This is a genomic window from uncultured Aureimonas sp. (genome assembly GCF_913775355.1).
Taxonomy (GTDB): Bacteria; Pseudomonadota; Alphaproteobacteria; order Rhizobiales; family Rhizobiaceae; genus Aureimonas.
Window position 1 is genome coordinate 16593 of record NZ_CAJYIU010000266.1, and the last position, 15927, is coordinate 32519.

At 69.1% G+C, this 15927-nt stretch carries 17 protein-coding genes; 4 read left to right on the forward strand and 13 right to left on the reverse strand.

The genetic code is table 11. The features are described from left to right. Window positions 1-10 precede the first annotated feature (10 nt). Window positions 11-1234 (reverse strand): beta-ketoacyl-ACP synthase I, encoded by a 1224-nt coding sequence (gene fabB / locus QZ753_RS16240; RefSeq protein ID WP_294645097.1) that lies wholly within the window; start codon window positions 1232-1234, stop codon window positions 11-13. Between the two features lie 57 nt (window positions 1235-1291). Continuing rightward, window positions 1292-1825 (reverse strand): 3-hydroxyacyl-[acyl-carrier-protein] dehydratase FabA, encoded by a 534-nt coding sequence (gene fabA, locus QZ753_RS16245; RefSeq protein WP_294645099.1) that lies wholly within the window; start codon window positions 1823-1825, stop codon window positions 1292-1294. 158 nt (window positions 1826-1983) lie between these two features. Between fabA and QZ753_RS16250 the strand changes: the two genes are divergently transcribed. Together QZ753_RS16250 and irrA are read left to right on the forward strand one after the other, a co-directional pair. Then, a complete protein-coding gene (locus QZ753_RS16250; protein WP_294645101.1) occupies window positions 1984-2439 on the forward strand; it encodes a hypothetical protein in 456 nt (151 codons plus the stop codon). A 161-nt stretch (window positions 2440-2600) separates the two neighbouring features. Beyond that, window positions 2601-3038 carry an iron response transcriptional regulator IrrA gene (gene irrA, locus QZ753_RS16255; protein WP_294645103.1) on the forward strand — a complete coding sequence of 146 codons (438 nt, stop codon included), beginning with the start codon at window positions 2601-2603 and terminating at the stop codon, window positions 3036-3038. Window positions 3039-3130: 92 nt separating this feature from the next. Here irrA and QZ753_RS16260 read toward each other — a convergent pair whose 3' ends face one another. The 11 genes from QZ753_RS16260 to mutM all read right to left on the reverse strand — a co-directional run bounded on the left by QZ753_RS16260 (window position 3131) and on the right by mutM (window position 13897). Next, the gene (locus QZ753_RS16260; RefSeq protein WP_294645128.1) at window positions 3131-3613 is read right to left on the reverse strand and encodes an SH3 domain-containing protein; all 483 of its coding nucleotides are present in this window, start codon (window positions 3611-3613) and stop codon (window positions 3131-3133) included. Window positions 3614-3882: 269 nt separating this feature from the next. Next, on the reverse strand, window positions 3883-5289 hold the full coding sequence (locus QZ753_RS16265) for an FAD-dependent oxidoreductase (protein ID WP_294645105.1): 1407 nt from the start codon (window positions 5287-5289) through the stop codon (window positions 3883-3885). A gap of 178 nt (window positions 5290-5467) precedes the next feature. Further along, on the reverse strand, window positions 5468-6244 hold the full coding sequence (locus tag QZ753_RS16270; protein ID WP_294645106.1) for a molybdopterin-synthase adenylyltransferase MoeB: 777 nt from the start codon (window positions 6242-6244) through the stop codon (window positions 5468-5470). Continuing rightward, window positions 6241-7392 (reverse strand): DNA replication/repair protein RecF, encoded by a 1152-nt coding sequence (gene recF / locus QZ753_RS16275; protein ID WP_294645109.1) that lies wholly within the window; start codon window positions 7390-7392, stop codon window positions 6241-6243. Before recF ends, QZ753_RS16270 begins: the two co-directional genes overlap by 4 nt. Window positions 7393-7412: 20 nt before the next feature. After that, entirely contained in the window at window positions 7413-8531 is a 1119-nt protein-coding gene (gene dnaN / locus QZ753_RS16280) for a DNA polymerase III subunit beta (RefSeq protein ID WP_294645111.1), read from the reverse strand. Window positions 8532-8680: 149 nt separating this feature from the next. Further along, a complete protein-coding gene (gene dnaA / locus QZ753_RS16285) occupies window positions 8681-10129 on the reverse strand; it encodes a chromosomal replication initiator protein DnaA (protein ID WP_294645113.1) in 1449 nt (482 codons plus the stop codon). Between the two features lie 116 nt (window positions 10130-10245). Continuing rightward, on the reverse strand, window positions 10246-10680 hold the full coding sequence (locus QZ753_RS16290; RefSeq protein WP_294645115.1) for a rhodanese-like domain-containing protein: 435 nt from the start codon (window positions 10678-10680) through the stop codon (window positions 10246-10248). 676 nt (window positions 10681-11356) lie between these two features. Next, window positions 11357-11626, reverse strand: coding sequence for a 30S ribosomal protein S20 (gene rpsT / locus QZ753_RS16295; RefSeq protein ID WP_294645118.1), 270 nt, complete (start codon window positions 11624-11626; stop codon window positions 11357-11359). Window positions 11627-11830: 204 nt separating this feature from the next. Further along, the gene (locus QZ753_RS16300) at window positions 11831-12604 is read right to left on the reverse strand and encodes an enoyl-CoA hydratase (protein WP_294645119.1); all 774 of its coding nucleotides are present in this window, start codon (window positions 12602-12604) and stop codon (window positions 11831-11833) included. Window positions 12605-12662: 58 nt separating this feature from the next. Continuing rightward, window positions 12663-13001 (reverse strand): hypothetical protein, encoded by a 339-nt coding sequence (locus QZ753_RS16305; RefSeq protein WP_294645121.1) that lies wholly within the window; start codon window positions 12999-13001, stop codon window positions 12663-12665. After that, a complete protein-coding gene (gene mutM / locus QZ753_RS16310; protein ID WP_294645122.1) occupies window positions 12998-13897 on the reverse strand; it encodes a bifunctional DNA-formamidopyrimidine glycosylase/DNA-(apurinic or apyrimidinic site) lyase in 900 nt (299 codons plus the stop codon). The genes QZ753_RS16305 and mutM overlap by 4 nt, the downstream gene beginning before the upstream one ends. A 139-nt stretch (window positions 13898-14036) precedes the next feature. On the opposite strand from mutM, the gene ubiE reads away from it, so the two are divergent. Together ubiE and QZ753_RS16320 are read left to right on the forward strand one after the other, a co-directional pair. After that, window positions 14037-14816: a bifunctional demethylmenaquinone methyltransferase/2-methoxy-6-polyprenyl-1,4-benzoquinol methylase UbiE gene (gene ubiE, locus QZ753_RS16315; protein ID WP_294645124.1), complete on the forward strand. Its 780-nt coding sequence runs from the start codon at window positions 14037-14039 to the stop codon at window positions 14814-14816. A gap of 3 nt (window positions 14817-14819) precedes the next feature. Further along, window positions 14820-15927, forward strand: a 1108-nt coding sequence (locus QZ753_RS16320) for an AarF/UbiB family protein (RefSeq protein ID WP_294645126.1), incomplete at its 3' end; no start/stop codon positions are given.

Sequence of the window (15927 nt, forward strand, 5' to 3'; positions counted from 1 at the left end):
GGAAGCTTCCTCAGGCGCCGACGCGCTGGAACACGAGCGTGGCGTTGGTGCCGCCAAAGCCGAACGAATTGGACAGGGCGATGTCCACCTTGGCGTCGTCGATGCGCTTGCGCACGATGGGCACGCCCTCGAACTCGGGATCGAGCTCCTCGATATGGGCGCTTTCGCCGATGAAGCCGGCCTGCATCATCAGGAGCGAGTAGATCGCCTCCTGCGCGCCCGCCGCACCCAGCGAATGGCCGGTCAGCGACTTGGTCGACTGGACGTACGGCATGTCGTCGCCGAACACCTCGCGGATCGCGCCGATCTCCTTCGAGTCGCCGACCGGCGTCGAGGTGCCGTGCGTGTTCACGTAGTCGACCCGGCCCTTGACGGTGGACAGCGCCTGCCGCATGCAGCGGATCGCGCCCTCGCCGGACGGGGCCACCATGTCGTAGCCGTCCGAGGTCGCGCCGTAGCCGACGAGCTCGGCATAGATCTTGGCGCCGCGTGCCACCGCCCGCTCATATTCCTCGAGCACCACGACGCCCGCGCCGCCCGCGATCACGAAGCCGTCGCGGTTCTTGTCGTAGGCGCGCGAAGCGACCGAGGGACGATCGTTGAAGTCCGAGGACATGGCGCCCATCGCGTCGAAGAGGTTCGACATCGTCCAGTCGAGGTCCTCGTGGCCGCCCGCGAACATCACGTCCTGCTTGCCCCACTGGATCATCTCGGCGGCGTTGCCGATGCAGTGCGCCGAGGTCGAGCAGGCCGACGAGATCGAGTAGTTGACGCCGTGGATCTTGAACCAGGTCGCAAGCGTCGCGGATGCCGTCGACGACATCGCCTTCGGCACGGCGAAGGGACCGATGCGCTTCGGCGAGTTGTTCTTGCGGGTGATCTCGGCGGCCTCGATCAGGGTGCGCGTCGAGGGGCCGCCCGAGCCCATGATGATGCCGGTGCGCTCGTTGCCGGAAATGTCGCTCTCGGGCAGCCCTGAGTCGGCGATGGCTTGGCGCATGGCGACGTGGTTCCACGCGCCGCCCTGGCTGAGGAAGCGCATGGCGCGCCGGTCCACCATGTCCGAGACGTCGATCTCGGGCTTGCCCCACACGCGGCAGCGGAAGCCGTTGTCGGCAAAGTCCTGGGCGAAGCTGATGCCCGACTTCGCCTCGCGCAGCGAGGCGGTGACCTCGTTCAGATCGTTGCCGATCGAGGACACGATGCCCATTCCGGTCACGACGACGCGCCGCATGGCAAACTCCCTTGCAAGGGTCTCAAAGACCCGGATTCTTCGATGGGCGGGCGGGTATCAGCCGCCGGCCGTCTCGTCGGACTGCTCGTCCTGGAACAGGCCGACGCGCAGGTTGCTCGCCTGATAGATGACGACGCCATCCGCCTTCATCCAGCCCTCGGCGATACCGAGCTTGAGCTTGGAGCGCATCACGCGGCGGAAGTCGACGCCGTATTCCACGAGCTTGACCTTGGGCGTCACCTGGCCGGTGAACTTGACCTCGCCAACGCCGAGCGCGCGACCGCGGCCGGGCTCGCCGAGCCAGCCGAGATAGAAGCCCGTCAGCTGCCAGAGCGCGTCGAGGCCGAGGCAGCCCGGCATCACCGGATCGCCCTTGAAGTGGCAGTCGAAGAACCAGAGGTCGGGCGAGACGTCGAACTCCGCGCGGATCGAACCCTTGCCGAACTCGCCGCCGTCGGTGGTGACCTCGGTGATCCGGTCGAACATCAGCATCGGCGGCAGGGGGAGCTGCGCGTTGCCCGCGCCGAAGAGCTCGCCCCGGCCGCATGCCAGAATCTCGTCCTTGCCGAAATAGGTCTTCACCGTGTCCATTGATCCGTCCGGTTGGGGAACGGTATGCCGCCGCCGTTCCAACTTGTATCAAATCGATCGCGGGACGGCCCTTACCACGCGAGCGCCCGAGGGCAAATCCGTTAACGTCTAGAGAGGTGTCACGGTTTCGCGCCGGGCACCGCCGCCATGGAGCCGACATGCGTGTCTTTTTCGTGCTGCTCGTCCTTGCCGGCTCGACCGTCCCGGCGCTTTCGCAGGAGTGGCGCGCCAGCGGGCGCGGCGAGGGGGCGCGCGCCTACTTCACCCTGAAGGGGCGTCCGGCCGGCGCCGAGATCGCATGCCTTTCCGGCGGGCGGCTCGGCGTCACGGCGGCCGGCAACGGGGCGCGCTTTCCGGCGGACCGGCCGGTGACGCTCGTCCTCTCGGTCGACGGCATGGCCTATGCCGGCGAGGCTCGCGTCGAGCCGGAGGGGGCGGGCGGCGGCTCGCGCTTCGTGCGCACCGTCGAAGGCAAGGATGCGGCGTCGCTGCTGGCTGCCCTGAAGCGCGGCAAGAGCCTCGAAGTGTCGGGCCCAGCGGGCCATGTCCGCCTGCCGCTCACCGGCTCCGGCCGGGCGATCGCCGCGCTGGCGCCGGCCTGCGCCGGCCCTTGAAGCCCCGCGTTGTTCGCGGTGCGAAATCCGACTATATTGAATCGCAGCAAGGCCTTGCGGCAGCGTGTGACGCTCGTCTAAAGGTGAATGAAATAGTCAGGTTTTCGGTGGTCGACGTGATGGACAATCGGGCGAAGCCCCTCGCGACAGCGGACGCGCGCATGGCCGGTCGGGCCCAGAGCTTCTGCGTCTTCGAGCGCCTGCGCGCCTCGGGCCTCCGGCCGACCCGCCAGCGCGTGGCCCTGTGCAACCTCATCTTCGGCGCGGGCGACCGCCACCTGTCGGCGGAAGAGCTGCACGAGGAAGCGCACAAGGCGGGCGAGCCGGTGTCGCTGGCGACCGTCTACAACACGCTGCACCAGTTCACCGACGCCGGCCTCGTGCGTCCGCTCTCGGGCGAGGGGCAGCGGACCTATTTCGACACCAACACCTCGGACCACCACCACTTCTTCGTGGAGGCCGACAACACGATGATCGACATTCCCGACGGCACGATCACGATCGACAACCTGCCCGAGCCGCCCGAGGGCATGGAGATCGTCAATGTGGATGTCGTGGTGCGCCTGCGCCGCAAGACGGGCGCGAAGTCGCTCGGCTGACGCCCGCGCGCCATCGGTTTCAGACGAAGAAGGCCGGCGATCCAATGCGGATGGCCGGCCTTCCTCGTTTCGAGGCGGGGGGACGAGGCGCCTCAGAATCGTTCGTCGGGGTAGACACCCCAGATTTCCTTCTGGGTGACGAAGCCGCGCCGACCGGCGGCTTCGACCTCGCACCAGCCGAAGGAGCACTCGCGCACCTTGGTCAGCACGCCCGGCTCCATCTCGGCGACGATCGGCCCGTCGGTCGCGGCGGAGCGATGCATGGTGATGGTCGCCTGCGTCTTGCCCTTCAGCCAGGGAGCGGCCAGCGCCGTGCGCTCGCCCGACAGGAGCGAATGGTAGACCCAACCCTCGGTGCCCTCGCTGTCGCGGATGCGGCGCCACAGGTCGTATTCCTGAATCACCTCCACCGGCAGGCCGGGCTTCAGGTAGAGCCAGGACACCGCGTAGTCCTTGCCGGGGCCGACACGAAGGTTCACGCGGGCGGACTTCAGCGAGACGAAGCGGGGCAGCGGCAGCTTGCGCTGCATCTCGGCGTCCTCGCCTTCCTCGGCGGCGGCGGCAGGTGCGGCCACCGGCGGCGTCGCGGCGGCGGCCGGCGACTGGGCATGCACCGCGCCGACCGACGGAAGGGCGGCGAAAAGGGCAAGGGCGATCGAGGCGAGAAGGGACGAGCGGGACACGGGGGGATGGCTCCGGACATGCGGGACGGCTTCGGCCCGGCGGAGCCGGGTGGCCGGGCGCACAAGGACCTTCCCAAAAGATGACCCGTGTACCCGACGCAACGCCATGATCGCGCATCGGGGTTAACAACCCCTTGCCCGAAGCTGATCGACCGTGCGTGTCAGGCCGGCTGGGACAGTCCGGGAGCCGAGAGGCCGAGCCCTGCCAGACGCTCCTCCAGGGAGAGGGCGGGCTGGGCGCCGTCCGCCGGCGCGGCGACGTAACGGGCGACGTCCTCCATCCGGCGGATCGTGCGCCAGAACACGTCCTCCATCAGGATGTGGGCGAATTCGCCGTTGCGTCCCACGCTGTAGAGGCCGTCGACGCCGGTCGACATGGAGAAGAGGCGGCGTTCGGTCTCGTAGGCGCCGAGATAGACGGGATAGGAGATCGGGGTGCGGATCGTGCCGCCGGCGCCGAGATACCGCCCGCGAAGCTCTTCGCCGTAGAGCGCGCAGATCTGGTCGAGGCAGGTGCGGGCGAGATCCTCGTCGCTCATCGTCCACCTCGCGTCGCCGACCTCGCAGCCGATGTCGAAGGTGATCAGCGTCTTGCCCTCGGGCGCGAGCCACGGCATCGAGATCGGCGCCTCGGTGAGGCGGAACGACAGCCGGCTGCGGTCGGGCACCCAGACCATCGTGTTCGGCAGGATGGCGCGACCGGAAAAGCGCAGATTGACGAACATCATCGGCCGGTAGCGGAACGCCGCAAGGGGCTTCAGCGCGTCGGTGCCCTCGACGAGCCGCGGCAGGACGTTGACCGGCGCGGTGGAGATGACCGCCGAGACCGGGATCTCGGCGCCCGCGCTGCGGATCGCGACCACCCGGCCCTTGTCGACGAGGATGCGCTCCACCGGCGACTGGAGGCGCACCGTGCCGTCGAGCTTGTGCAGCGTCGGCTCGAGCATCCGGGCGAGGCCACCCTCGGGATAGACGTGGTAGACGCCCGCGCCTTCGGGCATCGTGCGGGTGTAGCCGTTGCACACGGCCCGCCGCGTCACCTTGGCGGCGACGCTGAGATAGAGCGACTTGACGATGCTGTTGCCGAACTTCTCGCCGACCGAGGACGAGAGCTCGCGCGCCGGGGCGCCAGACCAGGCTTCGACCAGCGGCATCGCCACCTCCTCGGCCATGGCGTCGCCGTAGGAACGGCGCATCCAGTCCTCGGCATTGGCGGCGGGGGCGGTCGGACGGCTCGCGAAGCGGCTCTTCAGGGCGCTCGCGAGGAAGCGCGGTTCCGCCATCAGGCCGAACGGATGGCTGCGGTCGCGACCGTCGATATGCACCGCCTCGCCGTAGTGGCGAACCGTGCGGCAGATGTGCTCGGCGCCGAGCGCCTTGGCGAGCCGGTTGGAGATGAAGTGCGCGCCGTAGTCGTAGGAGAAGCCCTCGGCGTCCTTGAACGAGGCCGCCATGCCGCCGACCGCCTTGCCCGCCTCGAACACCACCGCCGGCAGGCCGCGTCGCTTGAGTTCGGCCGCGGCCGTCAGTCCGGCGAGACCCGCTCCCAGTACCGCGATCGGCTTCATCGTCTTCTCCCCATTCGTCGAGCGAACCTAAGCAGATCGTCGGTGAACAATGCGGGAAGGATACATTCGCAATTCCATGAAATCACGGGTCCGTGACCCTCCCGTGATGGGTATCTCGACTTAAGGCTAACGAAGATCGTCCGTCAGGACACCTGACGTGTTCCGTAGCGGCAGCACCTTACGGCGATGGATCGACAGGGCGACGGTAGCGGATTTCCTCGAAGCGCATCCGCAGGATATCGACGAGAAGCAGTCGCCCGACCATCGGATCGCCGACGCCGGCCACGAGCTTGATGGCCTCCGCCGCGCCCATCGTGCCCATGATGCCGGTGACGACGCCAAGGATCCCGGCCTCCGCACAGGTCGGCACGGTGCCCTCGGGCGGAGGCTCGGGGAAGAGATCGCGGTAGCGGGGGAAGAGGCGCCCGTCCGGGCCTGCCCGGTGGGGCATGAGCGTCGTCAGCGATCCGGAGAAGCGCTGGACCGCGACCGTGACGAGCGGAACGCCGGCCGCCTCGCAGAGGTCCGCGACGAGGAAGCGCGTCGTGAAGTTGTCGGAGCCGTCGACGACGACGTCGTAGCGCGACACGAGGGCCGGCCCGTTCGACGCATCGAGGCGGACGGGATGGGCCTCGACCGCGACATGCGGGTTCAGCCGCCCCAGCGCCTCGGCGGCGGCCTCCACCTTCGGCCGGTCGAGATCCGCGGTCTCGAACAGCACCTGGCGCTGGAGGTTCGACAGCGACACGTGGTCGTCGTCGACGAGCCCGATCGTGCCGACGCCGGCCGCCGCGAGATAGAGCGCGGCGGGCGAGCCGATGCCACCGGCGCCGACGAGGAGCACGCGGCTCCTCTTCAGCCGCTGCTGCCCCGGTCCCCCGATCTCGGGCAGGACGATGTGGCGGGCGTAGCGGCCGAGTTCGTCCGCGGAGAGCGGGGAGGGCGAGAGCGTCATGTCACGGCTCCGTTGGCGACGAGGAGCATCTGCGCGCGCCCGTCCAGCGCCTCGAACAGCGCGGCGTCGGTGCCGGTCAGGAAGGACTGGACGCCGAGTTCGTCGAGGATGTCGAAGAGGGCGGCCCGGCGGCCGGGATCGAGATGGGCGGCGATCTCGTCGAGAAGAAGGACGGGCGCCATGCCGGACGCCGCCTCGACGAGGCGCGCATGGGCGAGCACCAGACCGATCAGGAGCGCCTTCTGCTCGCCGGTCGAGGACAGGGCGGCCGGCATCGCCTTGGCGCGGTGGGTGACGGCGAGGTCGCCGCGATGGGGGCCCTCCAGCGTGCGGCCGGCGGCGCGGTCGACCATGCGCCGGCGCGCGAGGCGCTCCGCGACGTGATCCTCGAGGTCGACCGCCGCGCCTTCGAGGGGAAGATCGTCGTAGCCGGACTGGAGATCGAGTTCGGCCACCGGAAAGGGCGAGGCGGAGGCGGCGTCGAGGAGCCCCGCGAGGCGGGCGACGAGATCGGCGCGTGCCAGCGCGATCGCGAGCCCGAGTTCTGCCATCTGCCGCTCGATGCCGGCCAGCCAGCGGTCGTCGAGCCGGTCCTCGGTGAGGAGACGGTTGCGCCCGCGCATGGCCTTCTCGTAGTCGAGCGTGCGCCGCCCGTGCTCGGGATCGACGGTCAGGACCATGCGGTCGAGGAAGCGGCGGCGCTCCGTCGCGGGGCCGGTGAACAACCCGTCCATCGCCGGCGTCAGCCAGACGACGCGCAGGACGTCGAGAAGCTCGTCGCTCGATCGGGCGGTGGTGCCGTCGATGCGCAGGATCCGGGCCGGCGTGCCCTCGTCGGGGCGCACCAGGGTGAGGACGTCGGTCGGCTCATCCTCCGCGGCCGGGGCGGCGAGCCGGGCGCGCACGGAAAAACCGCCGGTCGCCGCGCCGCCCGTGCTGCGTGCGATCTCGCCGTAGGCGGCGCGGCGCAGACCCTTGCCCGGCGACAGGAGCGAAAGCGCCTCCAGGAGATTGGTCTTGCCCGAGCCGTTGTCGCCGTGGAGCACGACGAAGCGCGAACGGATGGAAAGGTTCAGCGTCTCGTAGTTGCGAAAGTCCACGAGGCCGAGCCCGGTCACGCGGATCCGGGCATCGCGGGCGAGGTCCATCGGCGCGGCGATGCGCCGCGTCAGACGCGCATCGGCATCAGGACGTAGAGCGTGCCCTCGTCGCCGCCGTCGCGGATCAGGGTCGGCGAGCCGGGATCGGCCATCATGAAGACCGCGCTGTCGCCGGACAGCTGGCCGGTGATGTCGAGAAGGTACCGGGCGTTGAAGCCGATCTCGATCTCCTCCGCCTCGTAGCCGACGGGCAGCTCCTCCGTCGCGGTGCCCGCGTCCGGCGAGTTGACGGTAAGGACGAGCTGGCCGCCCGAGAGCGCGAGCTTCACCGCGCGCCCGCGCTCGGACGAGATCGTGGACACGCGGTCGACCGCGGCCGAGAAGCTCTGGCGGTCGAGCGTCAACGCCTTGTCGTTGCCGGTCGGGATGACGCGCTGGTAGTCGGGGAAGGTGCCGTCGATGAGTTTCGAGGTCATCACCACGGCGCCGAGCGAGAAGCGGATCTTGGAGTCCGACAGTTCGATCGCCACCGTCTCGGCGCCTTCGCCGAGCAGCTTCTGGATCTCGGTCACGGTCTTGCGCGGCACGATGATGCCCGGCATCCCCTCCGAGCCCGCAGGCGCCGGCATCTCGGCGCGCGCCAGGCGGTGGCCGTCGGTCGCGACCGCGCGCAGCGTCAGGGCGCCGCCGGTCTCGATCGTGTGGAGGAAGATGCCGTTGAGATAGTAGCGCGTCTCCTCGGTGGAGATCGCGAACTGCGTGCGCTCGACGAGCCGCGCGAGATCGGCCGCCTTCAGCGTGAAGGCATGGGTGAAGGCGCCGGCGGTGATGTCGGGAAAGTCGGCCTCGGGGAGGCACTGGAGGCGGAAGGTCGAGCGCCCGGCCGAGACGGTCATCTGCGCGCCGTCGCCGGTCGTCTCGAGCTTCACCTCGGAGCCATCCGGCAGCTTGCGCACGATGTCGTAGAGAAGGTGGGCCGGAACGGTCGTCGCGCCCGGCACGTCGCCGCTCGCCGGCACGCTTTCGGTGATCTCGATATCGAGGTCGGTGGCCTTCAGGCGCATCGCCCCGTCCTCGGTCTTCAGGAGGACGTTGGACAGGATCGGGATCGTGTTGCGCCGCTCCACCACGCGCTGGATGTGGCTCAGCGACTTCAGGAGGTTCGACCGCTCGATGATGATACGCATGGACGACAACCGTTCCGAGATTCGAAAGGACGCCGAGCCGGCCGGACCCTTCGCAAAAGGTCCAGACGTTTTAGAGCAAAGGCCGGCGGGCGCAAAGGAAAACCGCCGGAAACCTTGCGTTTCCGGCGGCACGGGTCAGGCGCGAGACCTCATTCCTCGATCATGCGGCGGATGACGTCGAGCTCCTCCGACAGCTTCTCGTCATTGGCGCGCTCCGCCTCGATCTTGCGCACGGCATGGAGCACCGTCGTGTGGTCGCGCCCGCCGAAGCGGCGGCCGATCTCGGGCAGCGAGCGGGGCGTCATGGTCTTGGCGAGATACATCGCGATCTGGCGCGGACGCACGATCGTGCGCGTGCGCCGGGCCGACAGGATGTCGGTGCGCGACACGTTGTAGTGGCGCGAGACGAACTTCAGGATGTCCTCGATGCGCACCCGCTTCTCGCCGCCGGCGCGCGTCAGCTGGTTCAGGAGGTCGTCGAGATGCTCGGCCGACAGCGGTTGGCCGACCGCGTGGCGGAAGGCGATCTGATTGAAGGCGCCCTCGAGATCGCGGCCCGAGCCGACCACGCGGCGCGCGATCGTGTCCACCACCGTTTCGGGGATCGCGAAGCTCGGATCGCCCGCCTTCATTGCCGACACGCGCGAGGCGAGGATGCCGCGGCGCATCTCGTAGTCCGGCGACACCATCTCGATCGCGACGCCCCCCGACAGGCGCGAGCGCACGCGGCTGTCGAGCGATTCCAGCTCGAAAGCCGGGCGGTCGGCCGCCACGATCACCTGACGCGCCGAATCGATCAGCGCATTGAGGAGATGGCAGAACTCCTGCTGGATCGACTTGCCCTGCAGGAACTGCATGTCGTCGATGATCAGGATGTCGATGCCGCGCAGGTTCTCCTTGAAATCGAGCGCCTGATTGTCGCGGATCGCGGTGGCGAAGCGCCACATGAAGTATTCGGCCGTGAGATAGACGACGCGGGGCTTGTCCTCGCGGGCGACGGCCGCGTTGGCGATCGCCTGCAGAAGGTGCGTCTTGCCGAGGCCCACCGAGGCATGGAGGAACAAGGGGTTGAAGCGCACCGACTGCGGCCCGTTCTCGGCGATCGAACGGGCGGCGGCGAGCGCCACGCGGTTCGACGCGCCCTCGACGAAGGTCGAGAAGACGTAGCGCGGGTCGAGCGGCGAGCCGAACTCAGGGCGCGCGCCCTCGCTCGGCGTCGCGCGCTCGGTCGGGGCGGCGACGCGCGGCACGGCGCTTCCCGCCGCACGCATGTCGCTCGCGACGGCGCCCGGCTGATCGGCATTGGCGGCCGGGGGCGGAACGCTGGCACCGCGCACGGCCGAGCGGACGGCGACGTCCACCTTGAGCGTGCCCGGCACCTCGTCGGCGAAGATCTGCAGGAGGAGATCGCGGTAGTGACCGTTGATCCACGACTTCAGAAAGGCCGTCGGGACCGACAGCTGAACGACGCCCTTGCCGACATGCTCGAGCTTGAGGCGGGCGAACCAGGAGGCGAAGACGTCGGGGCCGAGCTGCGCCTTGAGACGGGCGTTCACGCGATCGAGGATCGCCGTCTCGTCGCGTGCCGGTGCTGCCATGGAAGTCTCGCCATTCGCGGGCGCGGCGGAAGCCGCACGGCTGGGGGTGGAAGGAAAGGCGCGGGTTCTGGCGCCGGCAACGGGCGGGACGGGGCGGCCGCCGGTATGAAGGGCGGTCATTTCTGCCTCCAGGGCAGGCCGGCCGCCTTCCATCCCGCGACCTGGCCACGGTGGCCGTCGGCATCGGGCGGTCCCTCGAAGCCGTCGAGGACGTTGAAGCAGTCGGTGAATCCGACCGCCGTCATCGCCGCGGCACTCGACATGGAGCGGGCGCCCGAGCGGCAGAGGAAATAGAGCTTGGAGCCCTCCGACCCGCCGGCCGCGCGCACGGCCGCGCCGACGCGCTCGGCAAAGCGCGGATCGACCGCCATCGTCGGATAGGTCTGCCATTCCGCGAACAGCGCGTCCTGGCCGTTTTCAGGCACCATCGGAAAGCCCACGAAATTCCACTCGGCCGACGTGCGGACATCGATCAGGAAGCTCTGGGGATCGGACTGAAGCGCCGACCAGCACTCCTCGGCCGACACGTCGCCCTTGTAGGAACGGCTCATCTACGAACTCCCAACACGCCACGCCGGAAACAGCCGGGCGCAGCGAAACGCGGAACGAAATTCACCCTGCCGCGCCCATGCCATGCACGAGCGACCGGGTGATACTCATCGATTAACGGAAAGCGCCTGGACGACCCGGCTTGTCGCGGGTCCCCTTACAAGTTCTGGAAAACGCCCCTTGTCCCCAGCCTTCGTCGTCCGGTGCTCTTGTCGTGAGGCAAAAGCTACGGAACAGCCCAGCTTCGGGCAAGCTTTGAATCGGCGCTCACGACCTGACCAAGGCCGAACTGTGGCGAGTCGGACATGCCCGTTTTCGGGCGTCAAACGGCAATCGCCTGATTCACAGGGAGATTCACGGCACGGTTCGGCCGCGATTTGGTCGCAGGTCTGAAGCCGGGATTCTTTTTCCGAGTCCGGCTTGACTCATGCGACTCGGCCGAGCCACAGCCGGGCTCGCCATCGCCGTCGCGGACCCTCGTCCAAGCCCCTGTAATCGTTGGTGAAACGCTGACTCTCGCGACGTCGCCGAGGGCTATCGCGCGCCGCTTCCATGACAAGTGGGTGACGGATGAATTTGTCGGGTCCCGACCATCGATCGCGAAAGAATTAAGAATCGGAAAAGGCCCGGAGCGTGTGCTCCGGGCCTTTCCTCATGACAGCGATATCGTCTGGCCGATCAGGCGGCGCCGACGGCCTTCACGCGGCTCGACAGACGCGAGATCTTGCGGGAGACCGTGTTGCGGTGCATCACGCCCTTGGAGGCCGCACGCGCCAGCTCCGGCTCGGCCAGCTTGAAGGCGGCCTGGGCGGCAGCCTTGTCGCCCGACAGGATCGCTTCCTCGACCTTGCGCAGGAAGGTGCGGACGCGCGAACGACGGTCGCGGTTGACCGCGGTCCGGCGGGCGATCTTGCGGGCGGCCTTCTTGGCCGACGGCGTATTGGCCATGTTCAGTCTCTCTCGGCTTGACGCGGAACCGAACGGCCAACCGGGCCGCCTGTCTCCGCGCGAATGGTTTCAGCGTTAAGCCGCCGAGCCGAACGAGAACCCGAGCGGCAAGGCGCGAAAGGCCGCACCGTGGGTGCCGCCTGAAATCTGGCGCGCTTATAGGACCAAGCGTCCGCCTCGTCAACGGTCGGCGGGCGCGGCGCATCAGCGATGCCGGAAGCTCGGCTTGCGCTTCTCCACGAAGGCGCCCATCCCCTCCTTCTGGTCCTCCAGCGAGAAGGCGGCGGCGAAGAGGCGGCGCTCGGCGCGAAGCCCTTCCGTCAGCGTCGTGTCGAAGGCTCTGATGATCGCTTCCTTGGCCATCATCGCGGCAGGCAGCGAGAAGCCGGCGATGGTCTCGGCCGCCTTCTGGGCTTCCGCAAGGAGCTCCGCATCGGGCACGACGCGCGCGACGAGGCCGGAGCGCTCGGCTTCCCCAGCGTCCATCATCCGGCCGGTGAGGCAGAGGTCCATGGTCTTCGCCTTGCCGATGGCGCGCGCCATGCGCTGCGTGCCGCCCATGCCGGGCAGGACGCCGAGCGTGATCTCCGGCTGGCCGAACTTGGCCGATTCGGCCGCGATGATGAAGTCGCACATCATGGCGACCTCGCAGCCGCCGCCGAGCGCGTAGCCCGCGACCGCCGCGATCATCGGCTTGCGGGCGTTGGCGAAGCGATCCCAGCCGCTGGCGAAGTCGGAGAGGTAGGCCTCCGCGAAACCGAAGGGCTGCATCTCCTTGATGTCGGCCCCGGCGGCAAAGGCCCGCTCGGAGCCGGTCAGCACCACGGCGCCGACCTCGGCATCGGCCGCAAAGGCGTCGGAGGCGTGGAGAAGCTCGGTCAGCACCTGCGTGTTGAGGGCGTTCAGCGCCTTCGGCCGGTCGATCGTCATCCAGCCGACCCGGCCGCGGCGCTCCACCTTGATGCTCGTGTAGTCCATGCTCGTCCTCCCGTTGCGGGGCCAAGGATAGGGGCGGGCGGCGATGCCGCCAAGCGTCTCAGCCGCCGGCCGCCTCGCGCTCGGGGGCGGAGAGCCCGGAGAACCATTCGGCATAGGGCGTGTTCTTCGGCGCGAACCGCGTCCAGTCGCGTGCGCCGTCCGTCCACCAGACTGGCCCGCGCTCGCCGAGCGCGCGCTTGGCCGTATCGACGCGGCGGCGTGCGGCTCGCCGCGCCTCGTCGTCCGCCGCATCGCGCACGGCGCGCCGCGCGTCCATCAGGTCGTGGACAGCCGCCGCGCGGTCGGCCTCGGGAAGGTCGGGGTCGGACGAGCGCCAGAGCCGGCCGCGGGCTACGAAGTAGCGCCCGTCCGGCGTGCGCGGGTAGCGGTCGCTCACCGCTGGCAAACCGGACAGAAGAAGGTCGAGCGACCGGACTGCACGATACGCTGGACGATGCCCCGGCAGCCCTCGCGCCGGCAAGGCTCGCCCTCCCGGTCGTAGACCGAGAAGCGATGCTGGAAATAGCCGAGCGCCCCGTCCGCCTGGCGATAGTCGCGCAAGGTCGAGCCGCCGGCCTCGATCGCGTCGCGGATCGTCTCGCGGATATGGAGCGCCAGGTCGTCGAGGCGGCGGGTCGGCCGGCCGTCGACCTTGACCAGCGAGCCGGCGAGGCGGCGCGGCGACAGGCGGGCGCGCCACAGCGCCTCGCAGACATAGATGTTGCCGAGGCCCGCGATGATCGTCTGGTCGAGAAGCGCGGCCTTCAGCGGCGCCGCCTTGCCCTTGAGGCGCGGGGCGAGCGCCTCGCCCGACAGCGCGTTTCCGGTCGGCTCGATGCCGAGCGCGCGAAAATGCGGATGCGTGTCGCGTGATCCCGCTTCGATCAGGCTCATGTAGCCGAAGCGCCGCGGGTCGTTGAAGACGATGCGCGCGGCGGGCGTGTCGAGATGGAAGAGGACGTGGTCGTGCAGGCGGTCCTCCGAGCGCGCGAGATGGAAGGCCGCGCCGGCCACCGGCTCGCCCCCGCCCGTCCCGTCGATCCCCTCGATCCGGAACGAGCCGGACATGCCGAGATGCATGGCCAGAAGGAGGTCGCCCTCGATCTCAGCCAGAAGATATTTCGCCCGCCGCCCGAGCGAGAGGATGCGCCGGCCCTCGAGGCGGGCGGCGAAACGGTCGGGGAGGGGAAAGCGCAGGGCCTCGCGCCGCGTCTCGACGCGGGCGATCCGCGCCCCCTCCATCACCGGCGCCAGCCCGCGGCGGACGGTCTCGACCTCTGGCAATTCGGGCATCGCTGCTTATCATCTCCGGCATGGAATGCGCCCCGGATGCGGGCGCGCCCCAAGACATGGCGTGCCCGCGCCCGTTCCGCTATGGGTCGCCCGTGGCGCCGCGCCGGTCGCGCGCCCGAATTCTGAGAGGTCGATCAGCATGTCGCGTACCCGCGTCGGCGCAACGGAGGGCATGGAAACCTCCTACGGTTTCGAGACGGTTTCTGGCCGCGAGGAGAAGCAGGCCCGCGTGAACGAGGTGTTCCACCGCGTCGCCTCGAACTACGACCTGATGAACGACCTGATGTCGGCCGGCATGCACCGCGTCTGGAAGGACGCCATGGTGCAGTGGCTCGCGCCCTCGCGCCGGCCCGGCTGGCGTTTCCTGGACGTGGCGGGCGGCACCGGCGACATCGCCTTCCGCATCGTGGAAGCCTCGCGCGGCGTGGCCGAAGGCACCGTCCTCGACATCAACGCCTCGATGCTGCAGGTCGGCGCCGATCGCGCCGAGAAGCGGGGCCTTGCCGGCAACCTCGCCTTCGTCGAGGGCAACGCCGAGGACCTCAAGCTTCCGGACGACAGCTTCGACGCCTACACGATCGCCTTCGGCATCCGGAATGTGCCGCGCATCGATCTGGCGCTCGCAGAGGCCTATCGCGTCCTGAAGCCCGGCGGGCGCTTCCTGTGCCTCGAATTCTCCGAGGTCGACCTGCCCGTCCTCGACAAGGTCTACGACCTGTGGAGCTTCAAGGCGATTCCCGCGATCGGCGGGGCGGTCGCGAAGGACCGCGCCTCCTACGAGTATCTCGTGGAATCGATCCGCCGCTTCCCCAACCAGATGAACTTCGAGGCCGCCATCCGGCGCGCCGGCTTCGAGCGCGTGACGCACCGCAATCTCACGGGCGGCATCGCGGCGATCCATTCGGGCTGGAAGCTCTAGGCTTTGAGCAACCCCATCACCGGCACCTTCGCCCTCCTGCGGGCGGTCTACATCCTGGTGCGCGAGGGCGTGTTCTCGGCGCTGCCGGCCGAGGGCCTGCCGCCGATGGCTGCGCTCGCGCATCGTCTGGCCGGCCTGATGTCGCGGCGCTCGGCGCGGCGCGCGGCGCGCTCGGACCGCCTCAGCCAAGCGCTGAACCGACTGGGGCCTTCCTACGTCAAGCTCGGTCAGTTCCTGGCGACGCGCCCCGACATCGTGGGCACCGAGATCGCGCTGGAGCTCAGCCAGCTGCAGGACAAGGTGCCCCCGTTCCCGCGCGAGCAGGCGATCCGCGACATCGAGGTGACGCTCGGCCGGCGCATCGACGACCTCTTCGTCGAGTTCGGCGACGTGGTGGGCGCCGCCTCGATCGCGCAGGTCCACAAGGCGCGCGTCCTGACGCGGGACGGCGCGTATCGCGACGTCGCGGTCAAGGTCATCCGGCCGGGCGTGCGCCTGCGCTTCCGGCGCGAACTGGAGGCCTTCGCCTTCATCGCCCATGTCCTCGAGACCTTCGTGCGATCGTCGCGTCGCCTGCGCCCCGTCGCGGTGGTCGAGACGCTCGCCCAGTCGACCCGCATCGAGATGGACCTGCGGCTCGAGGCGGCCGCCTCGTCGGAAATGGCCGACAACGTGGCGAACGATCCGCATTTCCGCGTGCCCGGCATCGACTGGGAGCGCACGGGCCGCGACGTCCTGACGATGGAGTGGATCGACGGCATCAAGATGAACGACGTGGCGGCGGTGCGCGCGGCGGGGCACGACCTGCCGCGGCTCGGCGTCGACCTCGTCCAGTCGTTCCTGCGCCATTCGATGCGCGACGGCTTCTTCCATGCCGACATGCATCCCGGAAACCTCTTCGTGGTGCCGGACGGGACGATCGTCGCGGTGGATCTCGGCATCGTCGGACGGCTGACCGCCGATTCCCGCCGCTTCCTCGCCGAGATCCTCTACGGCTTCATCCGCCGCGACTACCAGCGCGTCGCCGAGGTGCATTTCGAGGCGGGCTACGTGCCGCGCACGCAGGACGTCCTGTCCTTCGCCCAGGCGCTGCGTGCCATCGGCGAGCCGA